General features: G+C 42.9%; 18 protein-coding genes and 1 tRNA gene. 16 read left to right on the top strand and 3 right to left on the bottom strand.

Features of this window, described 5'->3' with window-relative positions:
* Positions 1 to 9: 9 nt before the first annotated feature.
* Entirely contained in the window at positions 10 to 2,340 is a 2,331-nt protein-coding gene (locus Q7P33_RS02330) for an Ig-like domain-containing protein (RefSeq protein WP_303867111.1), read from the bottom strand.
* A gap of 411 nt (positions 2,341 to 2,751) precedes the next feature.
* Here Q7P33_RS02330 and Q7P33_RS02325 point away from each other — a divergent pair, with 411 nt between their 5' ends.
* The 8 genes from Q7P33_RS02325 to Q7P33_RS02290 all read left to right on the top strand — a co-directional run bounded on the left by Q7P33_RS02325 (position 2,752) and on the right by Q7P33_RS02290 (position 12,389).
* Positions 2,752 to 3,054, top strand: a complete 303-nt coding sequence (locus Q7P33_RS02325) for an STAS domain-containing protein (RefSeq protein WP_286808418.1) — start codon at positions 2,752 to 2,754, stop codon at positions 3,052 to 3,054.
* A gap of 10 nt (positions 3,055 to 3,064) precedes the next feature.
* The gene (locus Q7P33_RS02320) at positions 3,065 to 4,786 is read left to right on the top strand and encodes a GH3 auxin-responsive promoter family protein (protein WP_303867109.1); all 1,722 of its coding nucleotides are present in this window, start codon (positions 3,065 to 3,067) and stop codon (positions 4,784 to 4,786) included.
* The gene (locus Q7P33_RS02315) at positions 4,783 to 6,456 is read left to right on the top strand and encodes a GH3 auxin-responsive promoter family protein (protein WP_303867107.1); all 1,674 of its coding nucleotides are present in this window, start codon (positions 4,783 to 4,785) and stop codon (positions 6,454 to 6,456) included. Before Q7P33_RS02320 ends, Q7P33_RS02315 begins: the two co-directional genes overlap by 4 nt.
* Positions 6,457 to 6,459: 3 nt before the next feature.
* On the top strand, positions 6,460 to 8,199 hold the full coding sequence (locus tag Q7P33_RS02310; protein ID WP_303867105.1) for an ABC transporter ATP-binding protein: 1,740 nt from the start codon (positions 6,460 to 6,462) through the stop codon (positions 8,197 to 8,199).
* Positions 8,196 to 9,968 carry an ABC transporter ATP-binding protein gene (locus tag Q7P33_RS02305; protein WP_303867102.1) on the top strand — a complete coding sequence of 591 codons (1,773 nt, stop codon included), beginning with the start codon at positions 8,196 to 8,198 and terminating at the stop codon, positions 9,966 to 9,968. The genes Q7P33_RS02310 and Q7P33_RS02305 overlap by 4 nt, the downstream gene beginning before the upstream one ends.
* A 32-nt stretch (positions 9,969 to 10,000) precedes the next feature.
* Positions 10,001 to 10,924 (top strand): RimK family alpha-L-glutamate ligase, encoded by a 924-nt coding sequence (locus Q7P33_RS02300; protein WP_303867101.1) that lies wholly within the window; start codon positions 10,001 to 10,003, stop codon positions 10,922 to 10,924.
* Positions 10,918 to 11,835, top strand: coding sequence for a RimK family alpha-L-glutamate ligase (locus Q7P33_RS02295; RefSeq protein ID WP_303867099.1), 918 nt, complete (start codon positions 10,918 to 10,920; stop codon positions 11,833 to 11,835). Before Q7P33_RS02300 ends, Q7P33_RS02295 begins: the two co-directional genes overlap by 7 nt.
* Positions 11,836 to 11,912: 77 nt before the next feature.
* Positions 11,913 to 12,389 (top strand): DNA-deoxyinosine glycosylase, encoded by a 477-nt coding sequence (locus Q7P33_RS02290; RefSeq protein ID WP_303867097.1) that lies wholly within the window; start codon positions 11,913 to 11,915, stop codon positions 12,387 to 12,389.
* Positions 12,390 to 12,407: 18 nt separating this feature from the next.
* Here the strand turns inward: Q7P33_RS02290 and Q7P33_RS02285 are convergent, their stop codons facing one another.
* Together Q7P33_RS02285 and Q7P33_RS02280 are read right to left on the bottom strand one after the other, a co-directional pair.
* Complete coding sequence (locus tag Q7P33_RS02285; protein ID WP_303867096.1) at positions 12,408 to 13,571, bottom strand: GGDEF domain-containing protein; 1,164 nt, start codon at positions 13,569 to 13,571, stop codon at positions 12,408 to 12,410.
* 463 nt (positions 13,572 to 14,034) lie between these two features.
* Positions 14,035 to 14,110: transfer RNA gene (locus Q7P33_RS02280), tRNA-Ala, on the bottom strand.
* Positions 14,111 to 14,509: 399 nt separating this feature from the next.
* On the opposite strand from Q7P33_RS02280, the gene Q7P33_RS02275 reads away from it, so the two are divergent.
* The 8 genes from Q7P33_RS02275 to Q7P33_RS02240 all read left to right on the top strand — a co-directional run bounded on the left by Q7P33_RS02275 (position 14,510) and on the right by Q7P33_RS02240 (position 23,008).
* Positions 14,510 to 15,763, top strand: coding sequence for a PocR ligand-binding domain-containing protein (locus Q7P33_RS02275; RefSeq protein ID WP_070371825.1), 1,254 nt, complete (start codon positions 14,510 to 14,512; stop codon positions 15,761 to 15,763).
* Between the two features lie 2 nt (positions 15,764 to 15,765).
* On the top strand, positions 15,766 to 16,884 hold the full coding sequence (locus Q7P33_RS02270; protein WP_303867093.1) for a response regulator: 1,119 nt from the start codon (positions 15,766 to 15,768) through the stop codon (positions 16,882 to 16,884).
* Between the two features lie 296 nt (positions 16,885 to 17,180).
* Positions 17,181 to 17,456: an ethanolamine utilization microcompartment protein EutM gene (eutM, locus tag Q7P33_RS02265; RefSeq protein WP_070371827.1), complete on the top strand. Its 276-nt coding sequence runs from the start codon at positions 17,181 to 17,183 to the stop codon at positions 17,454 to 17,456.
* Between the two features lie 28 nt (positions 17,457 to 17,484).
* Positions 17,485 to 18,270, top strand: a complete 786-nt coding sequence (gene pduB, locus Q7P33_RS02260; RefSeq protein WP_303867090.1) for a propanediol utilization microcompartment protein PduB — start codon at positions 17,485 to 17,487, stop codon at positions 18,268 to 18,270.
* A gap of 44 nt (positions 18,271 to 18,314) precedes the next feature.
* Complete coding sequence (locus Q7P33_RS02255) at positions 18,315 to 19,976, top strand: propanediol/glycerol family dehydratase large subunit (protein WP_303867394.1); 1,662 nt, start codon at positions 18,315 to 18,317, stop codon at positions 19,974 to 19,976.
* Between the two features lie 16 nt (positions 19,977 to 19,992).
* Entirely contained in the window at positions 19,993 to 20,640 is a 648-nt protein-coding gene (locus tag Q7P33_RS02250) for a propanediol/glycerol family dehydratase medium subunit (RefSeq protein WP_303867088.1), read from the top strand.
* A 15-nt stretch (positions 20,641 to 20,655) separates the two neighbouring features.
* Positions 20,656 to 21,159 carry a diol dehydratase small subunit gene (locus Q7P33_RS02245; RefSeq protein ID WP_303867086.1) on the top strand — a complete coding sequence of 168 codons (504 nt, stop codon included), beginning with the start codon at positions 20,656 to 20,658 and terminating at the stop codon, positions 21,157 to 21,159.
* A 34-nt stretch (positions 21,160 to 21,193) separates the two neighbouring features.
* Positions 21,194 to 23,008: a diol dehydratase reactivase subunit alpha gene (locus Q7P33_RS02240; RefSeq protein WP_303867083.1), complete on the top strand. Its 1,815-nt coding sequence runs from the start codon at positions 21,194 to 21,196 to the stop codon at positions 23,006 to 23,008.

The following is a 23,008-nucleotide window of genomic DNA, read 5'->3' as shown; positions in this document are numbered from 1 at the left end:
CTTAATTTGTTATACGATGGTAAGAGAAACTGGGAGACTGACGGCCGTTACCGGTAGGCAACCGGCTTTTGTGTTGGTAATTTCCACATAATAGTAGGTGGTACCCGCTGGTCCGGAAGTATCGACAGCAAAGGTTTTATCGGTAGCGCCATCAATTGGCTTGCCATCGGCGTTGATGGCATCGGTACTTTCAAACCACTGATAGGTGAGTTCGCCGCCGTCACTGACCTGGGCATCCACTGTAAAAGTAGCCGTGGTAATATCGGCCTTGGGGGTGCCAAGGGCAGCTTGGGCAGTCCGGGTCGCTTGGGCTAAACTGGTGGCTAAAGCGACGCCGCTGAGCTGAGAAATGCTGGTCGGTTGTGTATTAATGGTTGGCATTTCAGATAATTCCGTAGTTGTAGCGGAAGGACTGGTTTCATCAATGGCTTCCGGAGCTGCAGCGTCCGGCAAAACTGCCGGATCAGCGCTGGTAACAACGATACCAGCCAAGACTGTTACTGGTTCAGCATTTTCTGACGAGACTACGCAAGTATAATAGTTCGTCCCCGGGGTGCTTGATACCGGCGGGTCATAAATTGGACCCATGATTTCTGGCATTGGAATTTCTGAATCGCCGGAACGGTAAGACCATTGATAGGTTAAGGTCTTGCCTTCAGTGACACTGGCCTCCACAAAGATTGGCGCAGGATCTTCATTTAAGTAGACCCGCTGGGATGTCAGCTCAGAACTGGCAGTAATTAAAGGTTGAGCAGAAACGGTGAGGGCTATGGTCGCTTGGACATTATTCAAGTTGACATAGCCGGCTGGCATGACCAGAGTTCCCGTATAGAGGGTTTCGCCAACCTTTTTAGTATCAACGGTGTTTGGCGTCCAGGTGACAGAACAGGGGAACACATCACTGCCATAGCCTTGAACAATGACCACTACCGGCAGGTTATAACTGCTGTCATAAGCAATGGTCTCAGCAATAGCGTTGTTGGTGGCATTGATGGTATTGATCATAGTGACCGCGGCGATATTGGTTTTAACGGTAATTTTACAGGTATCCGTTTTATTGCCGTCCTGAGTTCGGGCAGTAATCGTGGCTTCACCATTGGCTACGGGTGTGACCACTCCATTGGTGACCGTCGCAACATTAGCGTTGGAGGATTCCCAGATAATCGTTTGATTCGTCGCATTGGCCGGGAAAATAACCGTATTTAGTTTTAAGGTATTGCCCATAATCACATCGGCTTCCACCGGGGTGACCTGAATTGCTTCCACGGGGATGTTAATGGGTGGACTGGGGGGAGTCGGCGGTGATGGTGGTTCGACCGGATCAACTGGGTTCAGAGGCGGTACATCATATTTGGAGTTGATGATCGTTCCCGAGCTACTGGAATCGGAATACCAGCTGCTACTACCGCTACCTGAATTCGTATCGGCGGTACGGTTGGTGTTGGTTGATACCGTCAGTCCGCCATTGGCATCGGTAACCACCGGTTTGGTGGTAATATATACGACATCCGGGGTGATGGTGCCGGTGATATTCAGAACATCATTGGTGGTGGCACTGGTGATACTGCCTTCGCCGGTAATTTCCACCCGGGTTTCGGTGGCCAGGGATGTGATAACGGCATTGTTACCAAGGATGACGTTGGTTCCTTCACCGGTTGCTGTTAATAAGACAGTTCCAACATTAGCATTAAGGGTTAGAGACACCTTCGATTCAGCGACAATTTTTTCAATAACGGCATTGCTTACCAAGGTGGAGCCGCTGGCATTGGTGCCAAAACCAATCAGCTTGGCCGGTGTATTCAGAACGATATCGCTGATACCTCGGGATTGGATGGATTCAATGGTACCATTTTCCTGGGTGGTAATTGATGTTCGGCTGGCAGCTTTATCGACATTCAGCGTTTTTACCTTGCTCTGGTTGTCGACGATGATTGTGGCAGCGGCTCGGGAGGTGAGATTTTCGACCGTTGCTGCACCGAGAAGGACAATTTTTACGCCCTGTTTTTCGAGGGTGACATTCTGGTAGGAACCACCATCCAGATAAACGGTGCCACCGCCTTTGATTAACAATTCTCCTTGAACGGCAGAGTTCGTCAATCGGATATCGCCATCGACGACCGAGTCAACAACAGTTAGATTGCCGGTAAAGGTGGCATTTTCATTGTTGACACCAGAAACCTTAATCTCCCCGTTCTGATAGGTAGCTGTTTCAGTGTAGGTGCCCGCCACAGTATAGCTTTTCATTTCGCTTCCTTCTTGGCTGCAGCCGCGAACAAACAAAATGGCGGTCAGGAGGATAAGTAGGATAATAATAATAGAGATAATAGAGTTCTTTTTCATGACATTCCTTCCCTTTATTTATTTAAAATTTTAATTGAAATCACTGGTTCACAGATTTGTTCTAAGTGTAATGATTTTAACACAAAACATTGTTGTTGTAAATAGAATGTAACGAAGATGTAAAATAAAAATCAATATGTAAATAAAAAACGATAATCGTATCAAAAAGAGGTGCAACCTGATAACAGGTTGGTAATCAGGCTAATTGTCATTTAGATTCATTATTTTATAATATGACAGCGGTGTATTCAGCTACGGTGAATAGTGATACAAGATTACATTTTGAATGCTTTTGCAATTGCACACCGCAAATTATTGTGGTATGATCAATTAAAATTCAAAATAAGAAATCTTTATTCCATTTAAAAAATGCGCAATGATATTATTAATTCAGAAAGAAAGGGTAACAAAATGAAAATTGAAGTAAAACAAGAAGGCGAATTATTTGTAGTAGAACTGGAAGGTCGAATGGACACCAATACCTCTCCCGAGTTTCAAAAAGAGATGGAAGCCTACTACAGCAAAGAAGGATTTCAAATGATCCTGGATTTTGATCAGCTGGACTTTGTCAGTAGCGCCGGGTTAAGAGTATTGCTGTTGATCCAAAAAAAATCCAAGGCCCTTAATGGTAGTCTGGTGATTAAAAATGTTAAACCGGAAATTCAGGAAGTGTTTGATATGACTGGTTTCTCTGATATTTTAACCATCGAATAAGGGTGAAAAAATGACAGCAGATAAAATTTCGGAAGGGATTTCGAATGACAGCTTTAATGCGTATCAGGATGAGTGTATTCCTGAGCATTTAAAAGGAATGTCCAATGAACACTTAATTAAAAATTTTTATATGATGGAAAAAACTCCTGAGGTTACACAATTGCGTGTGCTTCAGGATATTTTAAAATCTGCCCAAAATACTGAGTTTGGAAAAAAAATGGGTTTTTCGGAGATTAAAACAATTGATGATTTCAGAAACAGGATACCATTTTCAGACTATGCTCAGGTAAAAGTCGAAATCGAACGGCTTAAAGCAGGCGCCCAAGATGTTTTTTTTAATGGCGCAGCCGCTAGTTTTATTGCCACCAGTGGTTCCACCGGTGTACCCAAGCTACTGCCGGAAAGCAAAAACGGCGAGCTGGTCAAGGGCCTGGTCTCACAGATTCGCGCCATCATACTGCTGATGCTGGCGCCGGAAGTGATGGTTCCAGGAAAAAAGGTGCTGGCCATTGCCAACCCTTCGGAATATGGAAAAACTGAAGGCGGCATTCCGATTGGTTCAGCGTCTGGTCAAGCGGCCAAGGACATGCCGGTTGAGATGTTAAAAAAAATGGTGTTACCGTCAGAAATGATGCTGGCGAAAGATCTGAGCAACGAAGCGACGGATTATCTAACGATTCGCTATGCCTTAGCAGAAAAGCATCTGGTTGGGGTTGTCTGCAGTAATATTGCTCACTTTAACATCTTGCTTAAAAAAATGAATGCCACTGCCACAGACTTATTGGAAGATATCAGCACGGGGCAGATATCTGAAAAAATCAATATTGGCCAGGCGCTGCGGGAAAAATTGGTTTCACAATGTCAGCCAAACCCGGAGCGGGCGGAGGAATTAAGAACAATTCTTGCGCAAAAAAAGACCCTCGATGTGGCGGAAATCTGGCCGGAATTCTCAGTCGTATCCTGCTGGATGTCGTCCAGTGCGGCAAAAATTGTTGCCGATGTGAAAAAGATTTTACCCCCGACGGTCAAGTTTTTGGAATGGGGCTATGGTGCCAGCGAAGGCAAGTTTAACATCCCTGACCGGCCTCAGGATGCGGCCGGATTACTGGCGCTTTTTGGTTATTTTTTTGAATTCTTGCCAGTGGGGTCAACAGATGGGAAAACACGGTTGGTTCATGAATTGACAGAAGGTGATTATTACGAACTTATTATCACCTCCTATTCCGGATTGTACCGTTACAACATGAAAGACATTGTTTGCGTCACGGAGATCAAGGACCAGAACCCAAGGATTGTTTTTGTCTGCAAGGAATCCGAATATCTGGCAATTGAAAATCAAAAAATCAGAATCTATGAAATCGAAAGATCCCTCCAGGCTGTCGCCTCGAAGCAAAATGAAGAAATTCGTTTTTATCAGATTTTTTGGGATCAAGATGATAAAAAACTGGTCTTTATTCTGGAGCCATATTCGAAAACGCTTAACAGTGAGGTGTTCAAACAGGTGTTGGAAAACCATTTGTGTGAGATGAATTTTTGTTATAAACTGTTGAGAGAAGCGTATCAACTGTTGGCAGCGGAGGTGATCCTTGTCAAAGACGGGTATCGGGACTCACTGTTTACCCGGTCAATTATGCCGGGTAAGAATGTCAATCAGACCAAGCTTCCGACTTTTGTAAAAAAATACCCGGAAAGTGACTGGATCACTCGCTGGGCAAAGGAAGGCGAAAAATGATAAAGTTAATTCCCAAACTGGTCTATTCTCTTAATATCAAAAAGGGGTATAAAAAAATCGAGAATTTTGATCATTTAACTGAAAATGCCCCAGAAATCAATAAACAGCTGATGCTTAATATGCTGAAAAAAAATGCCGATACCGAGTATGGCAAACGCTACCATTTTGATCAGATAAATACCATCGAAGACTATAAAAAAATGGTGCCTTTTTCCATTTACGATGATTATGCTCCCTATATCGAGCGGATGATTGCTGGTGAAACAAATCTGCTGACCACCGATAAGATTGTTCACTATGCCCTGACCTCGGGCAGTGTGGATAATCCCAAGAAGATCCCGGTTTCGGAGCAAACGGTTGACCTGTACCGGGAATATGCCACCCAGTTCAGCTTTGCCATCATTGCCCGGGCTCTGGGGAAAAAATGGCAACGGGGTCGTGGTCTAAACCTGATGGAAGTCAAATTCGAAACCCTGCCCAATGGTTTGTTTGCCGGGTCGATTTCAGGACGGGGCGTTTACAGCATTAAAGATCTGCTGTTTCTGATGTTCACCTCGCCCAAAGAAATTGTCTTTCCCCGGGAAATTATGGACACCAAATATGCCCATCTTCGCTTTGCCCTTGAAGAACGGTCATTATCGTATATTGCTTCAGCTTTTATGACAGCAGTATCGGATTTAATGAAATATCTGGAAATAAACTGGGAATTACTCGTTGAAGATATTGAAAAAGGCACGATCCATCCCGACATAAAGATTCCGGATGATATTAAAGATGAGCTACTTAAGCAGATTAAGCCCAATCCCAAACGGGCAGCGGAATTGCGTAACGAATTTGAAAAAGGCTTTGAGACCCCGATTGTGCCGAGAATCTGGCCCGAGCTGGCCTTTGTACATGCCATCGGCAGCGGTGGATTCTCAGTCTATACCGATAAAATGCGCCATTATTTAGGGGAGATTCCCATTTATTTTAGCGTCTATGCGGCCTCGGAATCGATCATGGCAATCTGCAACGAAATGGAATCCCAGGAATTTGTACTGATTCCGGATTCGGCTTTTTATGAGTTTATTCCCGTCGATCAGGAAGGTGAAGAAACCGTGACCATGGAGCAACTGGAAACCGGCAAGGATTATGAAATTGTCCTGACGAATACCTCAGGTTTTTATCGCTATCGAATCAAAGATGTGGTTCGTGTTGTGGGTTGGTATAAAAAATGTCCCAAGATCCAATTTGTCTACCGGCTTAACCAGATGGTCAGCATTGCTGGGGAAAAGACAACTGAAGAGTGCATTTCCTGGGCGGTTAAAGAATTTGCCAAAGCCACCGACTGTGAACTGGTGGATTATTCGGTTTATGCCGATGTGGCGATATCACCGGGTCGCTATGTAATCTTTATTGAAGCAGAAAAGCGCTTAGCCAGAGAAAAATATCAGGAATATCGGCAAATTATGGAAGAGAAGCTGGGTACGGCCAACCCGTCGATTGGTTCCAAGGTAAAAAGCGGGGTCTTGAGTCCTTCGGAGATTTCCTTTGTTCAGGAAGAAACCTATGCCCTCTATCGTGATTTGATGATCATGCGGGGGATCTCCGGGAATCAGTTAAAACCGGTCCGAGTCATTGACACCCTGGTCAAAGAGAACTTCTTCTTTGCTTTAGTGGATAAGGAGTAGCCAATGGTCAGTTTATTGATTCGGTATTTAAAAGATTATCGACTCCAGATGATTCTGGTTTTTGTATTTGTGCTCAGCCAGGCGGCTGCTCAACTCTATCTACCGACGATGATGGGGGATATTATCGAAAATGGTGTGGCTCAGGGAGATACCCCCTATATCTTGAAAAGCGGCGCAATGATGTTGGGCGTTTCGCTGGTGGCGGCGGTTTGTATGGTGGCGTCCAGCTACTATTCGGCCTATGTAACAGCTTCCTTTACCAGCCGGATCCGGGCTGATGTTTTTGACAAGGTCAAGGATTTTTCCCAGACGGATTTCAACACGTTCGGGGCAGCGACCCTGTTGACTCGCTCCACCACCGATGCTACCCAGATGCAAATTGTGGTCATCAACGGTTTGCGATCATTGCTACTGGTTCCAATCACCGGTGTCGGAGCTCTGATAATGGCCTTTCGGGAGAATGTCACCCTGACACTTTTGCTGCTGGGATCGTTTTTGATTACGACAATCATCATCGGTTTGACCACCGCCCGCAGCATGCCCTTATTTAAGCTGATGCAGCAAAAAGTGGATCGGCTAAACCTGCTAATGAAAGAAAAACTAACTGGGGTTCGGGCGATTCGGGCCTTTAATCGTCAGGATTATGAAACCGAGAAATTTAGTCAGGCCAATCAGGAAGGGATGCAGGCAGCAGTGAAGGCAAATTATGCGGTGGCTTTTTTTGCGCCGCTGATGCAACTGATGATGAACCTGACGATGGTGATTATTCTGTGGCTGGGGGCTCAGGAGGTACAGCAGCAAATTGTCAGTCTCGGCGGTTTGATGGTGTTTATTCAATATGTCTTGATGTTTATGTCGGCCCTGGGGTTGGTATCGGCCTTGTTGATGGCCTATCCCCAGGCGGCTGTTTCAGCCACCCGGGTTAAAGAGGTGCTCGACTTTGATTTCTCAATTCAGGATCGGGAAGAACCGGTTGCATTAAAAAACGTTACCGGACGGATTGAATTTAAAGACGTCAGCTTTGGTTATAGCGGTGCCGAGATCAATGTCCTGGAACGTTTGAATTTTGTCGCCGAGCCGGGAAAAATTACTGCCATTGTCGGAGCCACCGGTTCCGGGAAAACCACCCTGGTCAATCTGATCATGCGGCTTTATGAGGTCAGTGACGGGGCGATTGTGATTGATGGCGTTGACATCCGGGATTGTACTCAGCATGATTTAAGAAGTGTCATTGCCTATGCGCCTCAGGAATCGGTGCTATTTAGCGGCACGGTGCAAGAAAACATCCGGGTTGGTAAGGATGGTGCCAGTGAGGCGGAAGTCACCGAAGCTCTATCAATTGCCCAGGCCCTTGACTTTGTCAATGAACGGGAAGGTGGCCTTAATAGCACGATTTCCCAAGGGGGAAAAGATCTTTCAGGCGGCCAGCGGCAGCGGCTTTCGATTGCCCGGGCGGCGGTCAAAAAAGCTCCGATTACGATCTTTGATGACTGTTTTTCGGCTCTTGATTTTAAAACCGACTCGCTGGTGCGAAAAGCCATTGGTGAAAAATTTGGCGATAAAACGGTGTTGATTGTAGCCCAACGGATCAGTACCATTAAACATGCCGATCGCATTCTGGTGCTTGATAATGGTGCCATTGTTGGTCAGGGTAAACATGAGGAATTGATCCGTGACTGCCAGGTTTATCAGGAAATTCTGAAATCCCAATCCTATAGCGATGGGAAGGAGGAATCACTGTGAAAGCAAAGAAAAGAAAATATAGTTTTGGTGCCCTTGGCAAGCGACTGAGTCATTATTTAAAAGATAAACGACATGTCATCTTTTTTGTGGCCGTCGCACTGATTGCCAGTACTATTTTTGCGATTTTTGCTCCGGTGGTGACCAAGGATGTGACTGATAGCATTGCCGACAGCATTACTAAGAATACCGATATTGATTTTTCCTATATCGGTCAGCAATTGCTGATTTTGGCGGCGCTTTACATCTTAAGTGCCGGTTTTGCCTATTATGCAACCATGCGTACCACCTATCTGTCACAACTGGCGATTAAACGCTTGCGATCAGATATTCAGGAAAAACTCAATAAACTGACGCTAAATGTGTTGGACCAGAGTGAGCGGGGAGATTTACTTTCCCGGGTCACCAACGATGCCACGACCTTATCCGGAGCACTGGAAAGCAATCTGACCCAGATTCTGGTTCAGGCTACCAGTATTATCGGGATTATTGTGATGATGCTGATACTCAATGTGCAGCTGAGTCTGATCTTCTTTGTGGCAATTCCACTTTCTTATTTTGTGATGAAATTGATCACTAAAAAAACTCAGGTGCTGTTCCGGCGGCAACAAAAAGAACTGGGAGCCTTAAACGGACTGATTGAAGAGGTCTATGATGGTCATTTAATTGTTAAATCGTTTAACCACGAAGCAAAGTCGTCAGAAAAATTTGATGCGATCAATCAACGCTTCTTTAAATCCTATCTGAGTTCCCGATTTTACTCGGGCCTTAGCTCACCGCTGATGAAGCTGATCAATAACTTGGCCTATATCGGTATCTGTGTGGTCGGGGGAATTTTTGTTATTACTGGCACCATGACGATTGGGACGATTCAGGCCTTCCTGATTTATGCCAATAATATTGCCAGTCCCACAGCCCTGATTTCTAATAACCTGAACTTTATTCAGGCTGGGGCGGCAGCAGCGGAGCGGATTTTTGAGTTTCTTGATCAGGAAGAGGAGCAGCCGGATCTGGGCACCGAGATACTGGATGTAACCATGGCGACAGGCCGGATTGAGTTTAACCATGTCGAGTTTGGCTATATTCCCGAACGAACGTTGTTTCACGATGTGTCGCTGACCGCCGAGCCGGGCGAAATTCTGGCGGTGGTGGGTCCCAGCGGTGCCGGAAAAACGACCCTGGTCAATCTGTTAATGCGTTTTTATGAAATTAATCAGGGCAGCATCTTACTGGAAGGAAAAAACGTTAAAAATCTGACCCGGCCCAATTTGAGATCTGCTTTTGGGATGGTTCTCCAGAATACCTGGTTGTTTGACGGAACCATCGAAGAAAATATTGCTTACGGCAAAAGCGGGGCAACCCTCGACGAAGTGATCGCTGCAGCAAAAAAAGCTCAATGCGACGAATTTATCAGAAAATTACCTTTGGGCTATGAGACCCGGATCGGTGGTGATTTTACCACCTTGTCTGAAGGGGAATGCCAGCTGTTGGCCATAGCCCGGACGATTATTGCCGATCCCAAGGTATTAATACTGGATGAGGCGACTTCGTCAGTGGATACTCGAACCGAAATTCTGATCACCCAAGCCATGGAAGCGATGATGAAGGGACGAACCACCTTTATTATTGCCCACCGGCTCTTTACCATCAAAAATGCCGATAAGATTATTTTTATGATGGAAGGTGATATTAAAGAGGTCGGCAGCCATGCCGAGTTGATGAAACTGGGTGGTTTATACGCCAATTTATATTTAAGTGCATCAGATAATTAAAAGCTCAGATAAATAAAATCTAGGAGGTTAGAATGAAAGGTTGGTTATTAAGGAATCCTGGTAAAATGGAAGATCCTTCAATTGTGAAAATTATGAAGGTGGTGGAAGAATTGCATGTTGATCTGACAGTGGTCGATCCATTACAGATTCATGTTGTTTGTGACCGTGATTTTGATGGAAAACTCTATGTTGGTGACGAGATCATGGAAGTGCCGGATTATGTGGTGGCAGCCTTCTTTACGGAAAAGAACTATCATACCGCAGCTGCATTGCGAATGCTGGAATCACTGGGGGTACTGTGCATCAATTCGTATGATGCTATCAAAAATGTCGACGACAAGTTGCTGACCTTTCAGTTGGTAGCGGAGTCGATTGAAGCGGTCTGCTTCCCCAAAACCCTATTGGTCACTGAATATACTGAAGCATCCTTTGTCAGCAAACTGTTTGAGTATCCGGTGGTGATGAAGGTGATGCATGGCAGTAAAGGCAAAGGCGTAGTGCTGGTTAACAGTGAAAAAGAACTGGACAACCTGATCAGTATGAGTACTGCCAGTGAAATTGGTGATCAGATTATTATTCAAGAATGCATCAAAGCCTCTTCCGGTCGGGATCTACGGATGATTCTGGCCAACGGAAAATTTGTCAAATCATTTATCCGCCAGAACGAAAAAAGCTTTCGTTCCAATCTGGCCAAGGGCGGTCACATCGTCGAGTATACCCCGCCGGCTGCGGTGATTGAGGCCGCCGAACAGGTCGCCCAGCTACTTAAAATCAATATGGGTAGTGTCGATTTTCTCTTTGGTGAAAATGATACCTTCTATTTATGCGAAGCCAATGCCATGCCGGGAGTGGCCTTTGACATTAAGGTTATGTTTGCTGACTTAGTGACACAAGTCAAAAATCGACCGGAACCGCTTTGGAAAAAACGTCTGCGGGAAGGTGGCAAAACATGTTAGGCTGGTTATTAGTTAATCACGAAACCCTGGCCGAACCATCGATCCAGACAATTATTGCACTGATTGACAAGATGGGTGTCAATATTCGTACTGTCGACGTCAGTGAGGTTCAGGTGATGTGCGAACCGGGGGCAAGTCAGCACTGTTTTATTGGCGGCGAAGCAGTGGATATTCCGGACTTTTCATTGTCGGCTTTCTTTGGAGGCAATAATTACCACAGTAAGGCGGTGGTTAAAATGCTTGAATCCCTGGATGTGCTTTGTGTCAATAGTTCCGAAAGCCTGAACAACACCGCCGACAAGTTGTTGACCTTTCAAAAACTCGGGGCCGCCAATCAGGGGTTTTTATTCCCCAAAACGGTGCTGATGACCCCGAAAACAAAACCGTCTTTTATTGCCAGTGAGCTGGGACTGCCCTGTGTAGTCAAGGTGATGCATGGTAGTAAGGGCAAAGGCGTGGTACTGATTAAAACCGAAAAAGAGCTGGAGAATATTCTTGATCTTTACGCCGCTATGAATTTTGATGATCACATCCTGATTCAGGAGTGCATTGCCGCTTCAAAGGGCCGGGATATGCGGATTATGTTAAGTGGTGGAAAATTCTCCACCGCTTACATTCGGGATAATGGCGATAATTTTAAATCCAATCTGTCACAAGGTGGTGATCTGCAGTTTATTACGCCACCGGATGCGGTGGTAGAAATTGCCGAGCAAGCAGCCGCAGTGCTGGATATCTACTTTGGTAGCATTGATTTTCTGTTTGGCGAAAATGATACGTATTACATCTGTGAAGCCAACTCGATGACCGGGCTGACCTATTCCAAGGATGCGCTCAGCAACAGCCAGAGTAATCCACTGCTGCTGACCCTGAAGAATATTATGGCGGAGGCACAGAAGCGAAAAATAAAATAGAATCATTATTGAACAGTCGACTCCTGCGGGACAGTCGGCTGTTTTTGCTTAACTGAAATTGCTGGAGGATAGAAAAAATGATCCATACTTTTGAACCAGTTTATAATAAAAACTCAAAAATTCTGATCATGGGAAGCTTCCCATCGGTTAAATCACGGGAAAACGGCTTTTATTACCAACATCCCCAAAACCGGTTCTGGAAGGTTATCAGTGCACTGGTTGGCTGGCCAATCCCGGATGTTATTGAAGAACAAAAAAAGATGTTGCTGGAAAACCGGATTGCGATATGGGATGTGATCTATTCCTGTGACATTAATGGCTCAAGCGATAGCACGATCAGAAATGTGATACCAAATGATATTCAGGCATTATTGGATCGGTCTGCCATCATCACAATTTATGCCAATGGTGGCAAGGCTTATGAATTATATAACCGCCATTGTTATCGGGAAACCGGCAAAATGATTATCAAGCTGCCGTCTACCAGTCCTGCCAACGCCAGTTATTCCTTGGAAAAACTGGTGGCACGTTGGGGTGAATTAATAAATTTATAGTGGTATTGTGCGTGAAATTTATTCTTGATAACGTTTGATTTGGTTACGACCGTTTTCTTTAGCCTGATATAGAGCTTGATCAGCCTTCAAGATAAAGTCTTCAAGAGCAGTGGCTTCATTGCTGTGGTTTTCCCGACAGGTATTTGCGACAACATGGACAACATAACCGATGCTTACGGTAACAACACCAAAGGGAGAGGCTTCATGCCTGATTTGCAGAGCTTCAATTGATTGGCGGATCGCTTCAACTAGGGTTGTTATGCGCGCAAGATCAGTCGGTACAATGATGGTTACAAACTCTTCGCCGCCATAACGGGTGGTCAGTCCCTCGAATGGATAGTGAGACAAGCACTGGGCGACTTGTATGAGACATTGATCGCCTTGTAGATGGCCATAGGTGTCATTATAGTTTTTAAAATAATCAATATCAACCATTAACAGGGCAAACGAGGTGTGGGGATGGTTTAAGTAGTAGCTTTCCAACTTCCGGCGATTGGGGATTCGGGTCAGACCATCCAAATCGATGAGGTATTCCAATTCTTTTTTTTGATCCAGGATGGTCTGAGTACTGGCGAGCTGTGTCAGTTTTGAGGTTAAGATTGTCTGGGCGATGACAACGGCAAAAGCGGTGCTGGCAATCACATTGACAAAGTTTCCCTGAACCAACAGGATGGAACCGGGGGTAAACAAAATGGATAATACCAGAACCAGGAAGCTGGGCAAAATGATACAAATCACTTCCAGCAAGGAGAGGTATAGAAAGCTACCAATCAGTAAAACGTTAATCAGGTAGAGAAAGGTGGAGCCTTGTTCGACCGATAAAACAGCCGTAATCAAACTGGCAAAGAGCAGACAAAGCCCAGTGGCGCTATAAAAAAAGATGAACTGTCTTTTCTTTACAGCCTCAGGAGAATAGGGGCTTCCGACACCGATGATGTAAATAATACTTGCCAGTATCCAGCTGATTCGCAAAGTCGCCTCGATGGTGGTTAAACCGCTAAAACCACTGTCTAAATAATAGAGTACTAACAATAATAAATTGACAGATGAACCGATTATTCCAATAATTTTTAAGCGCTTAACATTATCACACATCAAGGTTTTCCTTAATAGTGTGGATTGTGTTTTTTCATACGCCGCATAAGGTTTGAGTGTGCGGATTACCGAATGTAATGTTTTCATAGGGCTCCTTAATTTCAATGACAGTTTTTAAGCTCATTTTAACAGATATCATTGATGAAGAAAAAAGAAATATTTGAGAGGGTAGATTATTTTAAGTGAAGAAAAACAAGGCTTAATAGTATGATGACAAGGAGATAAAAGCTCAATAGCTAAATATTAAAAATTCGAAGGGGAATTTTACATTGAACAGTTTAGAAAAAGAGAAGTTTTTAGCTGAACCAAAATATACATAAGGTTAAAGAAACGAACAATTAAATTCTTCCATAATAAAGGAATTCATTTTCCGGATGATTGGAAGAATAACATACATAAAATGACAGTGTAATCTTATATAAGCTCAGTAACTTTTGATATGGGGCTTTAATTTTTTTAAATAAACACCAAGGTTGGGGATTTTTGAAAACTCAAAGCTTTCAGACAATAAAAAAAGAGAACCTCAACGGTTCTCTGATGCGTTTTTAATTGGTGGAGATGAGGGGACTCGAACCCCTGGCCTTCTGACTGCCAGTCAGACGCGCTCCCAGCTGCGCCACACCCCCAAAGTGTGATAACTTTTGGACACTTGTATAGTATAAAGGGTTAATTGATGAATTGCAAGTATTTTTTCAAAAAAACGGTGAAATAATTAATTTGGTCTAATCTGTGGATAAAGCGGGTGAAAAAGTATAGGTTGTCCGACGATTAAATTAAAAAAACTAAATTATTCCGTAAAACCGATAAAATTCAGCATCGTAGATTTAGTCGAGTCAAGAAAATATCAGATTTAGCAAAAACAGTGAATAATACAAGATTATAAAACAAGATTGTACTGATACAAAGCAAAATATTCTAAAACAGTAAAAAAAATGCCAAAAATTTCCTGTATGTGTTATAATATTACTCAGTGGAAATCGATGTAAAATGAAAATTATGGGATTATTGTCTAAAGGGGTTGTTTTATGAGAGTCTTACTTAAGATTACTGACATTATTGACGTAGAGGTGTTACAGAGAATTCAAGATTCTTTTTCAGACGCCACCGGACTCGCCGCTGTAACAGTTGATTACAAGGGGAATCCGATTACGGAATACAGTAATTTTTCAGAATACTGTACCTGTGTCAGAAAAGAAAGTAGTAACCGGGAGTGCTGTTTTCAGTCGGATGCCCATGGTGGTATTGAATCGGCACGATCGGGAAAACCATCGATTTACATTTGTCATGGTGGATTGGTAGATCTTGCCGTACCCATTATGGTAAAGGGAAATTATCTAGGTGCGATTATGGCCGGCCAGGTAAAAATTGATGAAGAAGAAATGAAGCGTCTGCCTTTTGGTACCAGCCATGAATTAACTGATTTTTCAAAAAACCCTGAAATTTTAGATTTGTATGACAAAACCTTAAAAACGACATTAACTCAGGTAAGGGCGGCGGCAGATCTGCTATACACCATCGCCAATTATTTGGTTGAGAAACAGATGATTCACATTATCCAGGAGGAATTGCATAATAAAAACCTGGAACTGATGGAAGAGGTTAAATTACGCAGCGAGGTCGAGGCGTCATTAAAAGAAGCCGATTTAAAAGCGCTGCAGGCTCAGATTAATCCGCATTTTCTGTTTAATGTTTTAAATACCATTGGTCGCCTGGCCTTGCTGGAAGGGGCAGATAAAACACAGGAAATGATTTATGCATTTTCCGATATGATGCGATACACCCTAAAAAAGGAAAAAAACAATGTCGTTACGCTTAAAGAAGAGATGGAACATGTGCAAAACTATCTGTCAATTCAAAAGATGCGTCTGGGTAATCGTCTGAATTACTTAGTGAAAGTGGATGAAATGGCAGAAGATATCTTATGTCCGTTTATGACCGTCCAACCATTTGTAGAAAATGCTATTATTCATGCGATTGAACCCAATGCCAAGGGTGGTGAAGTTCGAATAACGGCGGATATCCTTAAAGAAATCGCCATTTTGAAGATTGTTGATGATGGGAAAGGGATCCCGGATGATCGCATCCATAAAATTTTGGACGGAACGTATGAAGCCGACGGACGGGAAAAAAACACCGGAATTGGGATTAATAATGCAAATAAGCGACTGATGTATTACTATGGCGTTGATTATGGGGTTGAAATAAAAAGTGAACTGGAAAAAGGTACTGAGATCACAATTAAGATACCTCGTAAATCTCTAACGGGGAGGGGATTATAATCATGTATAAACTGTTTATTGTTGAGGACGAGCATTTAGAAATCGAAGCGATTAAACTCATTCTTAGTCAGCACGGCGAAAACATTGAAGTTATTGGTGAAGCATCTTCTGGATTGGTAGCAATTGAAGAAATCCGTCGGTTAAACCCGGATATTATCCTGTTGGATATTAACATTCCGGAAATTAATGGTATTGATGTATTAAAAACGATTAAAAAGGAAGACCATGAAAAGAAAGTCATTTTGATAACGGCGTTTAATGAATTTGATTTTGCCCATCAGGCCATCAAGGCTCGGGTCGATGATTTTCTGTTAAAACCGATTCGCCCCCAACAACTGATGGATTCCATTAATCAGAGCATTGCTTCATTAAAAAATAATGCCAAAGAACGTTTTGATGAAAAAATGAATGAAGTTATTTTTGCTATTATCCAGAAAAAATACAGTGATGCCAGAACTGCCCTGATCAGTTATCTGGATATGATTTATGATTACCATACCTATGATATTATGTCGGTACAGGCAGAAATCAAGCATTTTATGGAGGAACTTAATATTGTGACCCAGGATATGTGCGGATATGAGCTAAATAGTCCCCTTTGCTCAAGCAATAATATGCAATTTGTCAATGGCTATAAAAATCGTTATGATCTAAAAATCGAAATCATGAAAACTATTGACAAGGTTTTTGATCGAATGCTGGACAATAAAGAAACACGTAAGAACAATATCGAAGATATTTTGAATTATATTGACCGAAACTGTTACAAGGATATTTCCCTTGATCAGGTTGGGGAGTATGCCAATATGAGTTCCTACTATTTGAGTAAGATCTTTAAAAAAGAAACGGGGGTTAATTTTGTAACCTATTTAACGGAACGTAAAATAGAAATAGCCAAAGATATGCTGGCCAATACGGATGTTCCAATTATCAATATTGCATTGGATCTTTCTTACCATGAACCGAATTATTTTAGCAAGGTATTTAAAAAGAGTACTGGAATGACACCCACTGAGTATCGGAAAGAGCGTCGTGGAAATGCGATGGAGGAAGATGAACATGTAGGGAATAACCATCCAAAAGATGAAAAATTCGCTGACAAACATCGGGAAGTATCCTGATAAAAATAATGACAGAATAAGTAAAAAATATCGAACAGGAAAACCTGATGGTGAACCTGTTCTTTTTTATGTCTAAAAAAAGGAAAGGATTACTTTAAAGTGCAGGTATTCGACAAAATATTCCACTGCATTTTTATGAACAGATACAAAAAAACTGCGACAGTAAAAGGTTTTCAAGATGTGCCACAGAAATCCAGAATATTTTTATAAGAACAGCGCAAGTAATTATCATCGGCTTTGCATTAGAATATAGGTAGTTCAGTAACAAAATCTTGTAATTAAGGAGGATAGAGCTTATGACAAACGAAGCTTTAGGCATGATCGAAACCAAAGGTCTGGTTGCAGTAATTGAGGCTGCAGATGCTATGGTAAAATCTGCTAACGTATCATTAGTAGGCTACGAAAAAATCGGTTCTGGATTAGTAACTGTTATGGTTCGTGGTGATGTTGGAGCTGTTAAAGCTGCAGTTGATGCAGGCGCTGCAGCAGCTGACAAAGTTGGACAGGTTGTTTCAGTACACGTAATCCCAAGACCACACGGTGATGTGGAGAAAATTTTACCAAGTCTATAATATTTTATAATTACGGAGGTGTAAATTAATGAAAGATGATTTAATGAACAAATTGATGGAAGAAGTTATGAAGAAAATGAGTGAAGTTGAAGAAACAGGTACTGTTGCTGCTGCAACTGGTGTTTGTGGATTGACCGAATTTGTAGGAACAGCAGTTGGTAACTCAATTGGTTTTGTTATTGCAAACGTGGACAGAACTTTACATGAAGCTATGAAAATTGATCCTAAATACAGATCAATCGGTATTCTTTCTGCTAGAACTGGTGCTGGTCCTCAGATTTTCGCTGCTGATGAAGCTGTAAAAGCTACCAACTGTGAAGTTGTTTCTTGTGAACTGGCAAGAGATACTGAAGGTGGCGCTGGTCATGGTTCTTTAATTATCTTTGGTGCTGAAGATGTATCGGATGCAAAACGTGCTGTTGAAGTTGCTCTTAACGACTTAAACAGAACCTTCGGAGATGTATATGCAAACGCTGCAGGCCACTTGGAATTCCAATATACTGCCCGTGCAAGCTTCGCTTGTAACATGACTTTAGGCGCTCCAATCGGAAAAGCTTTTGCAATTATCGTTGGTGCTCCAGCTGGTATCGGCGTATTAATGTCTGATGCTGCTTTAAAAGCTGCTAACGTAGAACTTTGTGGTTATGCTTCACCTGACAATGGCGGAACAAAATACTCGAATGAGTCAATGATCTTCATTTCTGGAGACGCTGGTGCAGTTCGACAAGCCGTTTATGCTGCTAGAGAAGTTGGTAAACAAGCTTTAGAAGCTCTTGGCGGTCCTTGCCCACCTGTAACAACTCCTTATATTTAAGTAGCTGTTGTTAGTTTTCTAAGAAAGAAGGAGGAATAATGACTATGAAGTCAAAAAGATTTGAAGCTTTAGCAGCTCGTCCAGTTAAAAAGGATGGTTTCGTTAAAGAATGGCCAGAAGTCGGTCTAATTGCAATGAATAGCCCTCAAGATCCAACACCAAGTCTGGTTGTTGAAAATGGGGTAGTTGTCGAGCTGGATGGAAAAAAACGAGCTGATTTTGATATGCTTGATACATTCATCGCTAACTATGCAATTCGTTTAGAAAAAGCCCAAGAATATATGGCAATGGATTCTTTAAAAATTGCCAATATGCTTGTTGATATTAATGTGCCAAGAGACGTTGTTGTTGATATTACAACATCAATCACACCTGCAAAAATTGTAGAAGTACTTGGTCACATGACAGTACTCGAAATGATGATGGCTCAAAGTAAAATGCGAGCTCGTTTAATGCCTTCTAACCAATGCCACGTTACCAACGTCAAAGATAATATGGTTCAAATCGCTGCTGATGCTGCAGAAGCTGCTATTCGTGGATTTGATGAAATGGAAACAACCGTTGGTATCGGCCGTTACGCACCATTTAATGCACTCGCCATCATGGTTGGTGCAAATGTTGGTCGTCCTGGTATCTTAACACAATGTGCTGTTGAAGAAGCGACCGAACTTGACCTTGGTATGAAAGGTTACACCGCTTACGCTGAGACGATTTCTGTATATGGTACAGAACCAGTTTTCATGGATGGTGATGATACTCCATACTCTAAAGCTTTCTTAGCATCAAGCTACGCTTCCCGTGGTTTGAAAATGCGTTTTACATCTGGTTCTGGATCAGAAGTACAAATGGGTTATGCAGAAGGCAAATCAATGCTTTATCTTGAAGCACGATGCTTATACATCACTAAGGGTGCCGGTGTACAAGGAAGCCAGAATGGTTCAGTTTCTTGTATCGGTGTTCCAGCTGGTGTACCAGGTGGTATCCGAGAAGTATTGGCTGAAAACTTATTGGCAGCATGCCTCGATTTAGAGTGTGCTTCTTCTAATGACCAGACCTTTACGCACTCTGACTTACGACGAGTTGCTCGTTCATTAATGCAAATGGTACCAGGAACCGATTATATCTGTTCTGGTTACTCTGCTACTCCTAACTATGATAATATGTTTGCAGGCTCTAACTGGGATGCGGATGATTATGATGATTGGAATGTAATCCAACGTGACTTAAAAATCGATGCTGGCTTACAGCCTGCTGATGAAGATACCGTTGTTGCTGCTCGTGCTAAAGGCGCTCGCGCAATGCAGATCTTGTTCAGAGAATTAGGCTTGACTGAAATCACCGATGCTGAAGTTGAAGCTGCAACTTATGCCCGAGGATCTCAAGATATGCCGGACCGTGATGTTGTAGCTGACTTAAAAGCTGTTGAAGATTTAATGAATCGTGGTGCAACTGCGGTTGACTTCATTAAAGCTCTTGACCGAGGTGGCATGAGAGATGTCGCTGAATCGATCTTTAACATTCAGTTACAGAAATGTGCTGGTGACTACTTACACACTGCTTCTAAATTAAGCTCTACATGGGAATGTATTTCAGCAGTAAACTATCCAAATACCTATCATGGAGTTAAAACTGGTTATGTAATCAGTGATGAAAGATGGGCACAAATCCAAGATATTCCATGGGCTGTTGACCCAGCAAGCATATAGGAAGGGGTGTAATAAAATGGCTATAAACGAACAAATGTTAAAAAGCATTATTGAAGATGTTTTAAAAGAAATGACTGGCGCTGCGCCAGCTTCCGCACCAGCTGCATCTGCTGCCGGCGCTGTGAAACTTTCTCCAGTCGGAGAAGCAAAACAGGGAATGGCAAGTGATGAAGTAGTGATCGGTTTGGCTCCTGCTTTTGCAGAGTCTCAAACAGTAACCATTACCGGTATTCCGCATGATAAAGTACTAAAAGAAATCATCGCTGGTATTGAAGAAGAAGGTTTAAAAGCCCGAATCATTAAAGTTTACCGAAGCTCTGACGTTGCTGTATGTGGTCACACTGCTGCTAAACTTTCTGGATCTGGAATCGGAATTGGCTTACAGTCAAAAGGCACTTCATTGATTCACCAAAAAGATTTACCACAGCTAAGTAACTTGGAATTGTTTTCTCAAGCACCATTGATCGATTTGGAAACATATCGAATGATTGGGAAAAATGCTGCAAAATATGCCAAAGGCGAAAGCCCGGCACCTGTTCCAGTAAGAAACGACCAGATGGCTCGTCCAGCTTACCAGGCAAAAGCAGCCTTATTACATATCAAAGAAACTGAACATGTTGAAGCCGGTAAAAAAGCCGTCGAACAACAAGTTTCGTTTGTATAAGTGGAGGTGACCAGAATGACACAAGAACAAATGTTGGAACAAATCGTTAAACAAGTTATGAGTTCTATGAGTGCTGCTGCAGCTCCATCACCAGCAGCTTGCGGAACTGTTTCAAAAGCTGATTATCCAATCGGAGATAAAAGACCTGAATTGATCTTCTCTGCTACAGGAAAAGCTTATAAAGAATTAACCCTTGATAAATTGCTTTCTGGTGAATTATCACCAGAAGATTTACGAATCAGACCAGAAACACTTGAGCTGCAAGCTCAGGTTGCTGAATCTGTAAATCGTGATGCATTCGCCAGAAATCTAAGAAGAGCTGCTGAGCTGATTGCTGTACCGGATGCACGCTTGCTAGAAATCTACAATGCTCTTCGCCCATATAAATCGACTAAGGAAGAATTATTGGCGATTGCAGCAGAACTAAAAGATAAATACAATGCTCCTATCTCAGCATCTTTAGTTGCTGAAGCTGCAGAAGTTTACTATGCAAGAAAGCGATCTAAAGAATTTATTTAATAAAGCATTTTAGGAAGTGTTGGGAGGACATAATATGATTATTGCAGGAATAGATATTGGTAACGCCAGCACGGAAACCGCGCTAGCCCGATATGTCGACGGGAAACCTGAATTTCTTTGTAGTGGCATTGTTGATACTACTGGAATGAAAGGAACACGTCAGAATATTCATGGAGTTTTCGCCTCTCTCAAACAAGCTCTTGAAAAAGCTGATTTAACCGTAGAAGATGTTGATTTAATCCGGATCAATGAAGCTGCACCCGTTATAGGCGATGTAGCTATGGAAACAATTACGGAAACAATTATTACGGAATCAACCATGATCGGTCACAATCCCTCTACACCAGGGGGATTGGGGATCGGCGTGGGTGTGACTGTAGACATAAGAGAAGTTAATAATTGCGATAAGGGCGAGTCAGTGATCGTTGTTATCCCCAGAGAAGTGGATTTTGAAGATTCCTCTCGGATTATTAACCATGCTGTTAATAACGGCATATTTGTTAATGGTGCCATTGTCCAACGTGATGATGGCGTTTTAATTAATAACCGTCTTATGAAAAAAATTCCGATTGTTGATGAAGTTTCACTGATTGATAAGGTGCCGAGAAACATGCGTGCCGCCATTGAGGTTGCCGCAGCAGGTTCGGTAGTTGAACAACTATCGAATCCATACGGTATTGCAACCGTATTTGATTTAACGTCCGATGAGACCAAGCAGGTTGTCCCTGTATCTCGTGCTCTTATCGGGAATCGTTCAGCTGTTGTTATCAAAACGCCGGCAGGGGATGTCAAAGAAAGAAAAATCCCGGCTGGCCAAATTATTATCCAGGGCACGAACAAAAAAGCCCAGGTTAATGTGGATGATGGTGCTGAAAAAATCATGGATGCAATACGTTCCGTAGCTCCTGTAGAAGATATTAGAGGTGAAGCTGGCACAAATGCCGGTGGAATGCTGGAAAAGGTCAGACAGGTCATGTCGCACTTGACAGATCAACTGCCAAGTGCAATTAAAATTCAGGATTTATTAGCCGTCGATACGTTTGTCCCACAAACAGTCAAAGGTGGGGTGGCGGAAGAGTTTTCCATGGAAAATGCCGTTGGTATTGCCGCTATGGTTAAGGCTGATAAATTACAGATGAACATGATTGCCCATGAATTGGAAGCTGAACTGGGTGTAAAAGTTGAAGTAGGCGGAGTCGAAGCCGATATGGCCATCCGTGGCGCACTTACCACACCAGGTAGCAATAAACCTTTAGCAATTATCGATATGGGTGCTGGATCGACGGATGCAGCAATTATTAACAGGGCAGGTGAAATCAAATCCATTCATTTAGCAGGTGCCGGTAACATGGTTACGCTGCTGATCGCTTCGGAATTAGGACATGACAACATGGCGCTGGCGGAAGATATTAAAAAGTATCCCTTGGCCAAGGTTGAAAGTTTATTCCATATTCGTCATGAAGATGGAACTGTTCAATTTTTTGATAAACCATTGGATCCCAGAACCTTTGCTCGGGTAGTCATTTTAACACCCAACGGAATGGTGCCAATGCCGGGGAACTACTCTTTAGAACGTATCCGAGCTGTCCGACGCGAAGCAAAGACAAAAGTATTTGTTGTAAATGCCATTCGTTCGTTAGAACGAGTGAGTCCGACTGGAAATGTTCGGGATATTGAATTTGTTACTTTGGTCGGTGGATCAGCTCTTGATTTTGAGATTCCCCAATTAGTAACAGACGCCTTATCCAAGTACAGCATTGTTTCCGGGCGGGCGAATATCAGAGGAGTTGAGGGTCCGCGTAACGCAGTCGCTACCGGTTTGGTACTTGCTTACGAAGAAGGTGAATAA

Origin of the sequence: Acetobacterium wieringae, from assembly GCF_026646375.1 — a bacterium.
Classification (GTDB): domain Bacteria; phylum Bacillota; class Clostridia; order Eubacteriales; family Eubacteriaceae; genus Acetobacterium; species Acetobacterium wieringae_A.
Note: the sequence above shows the minus strand (reverse complement) of the source record. Positions and strands in the feature narration are given on the sequence as shown.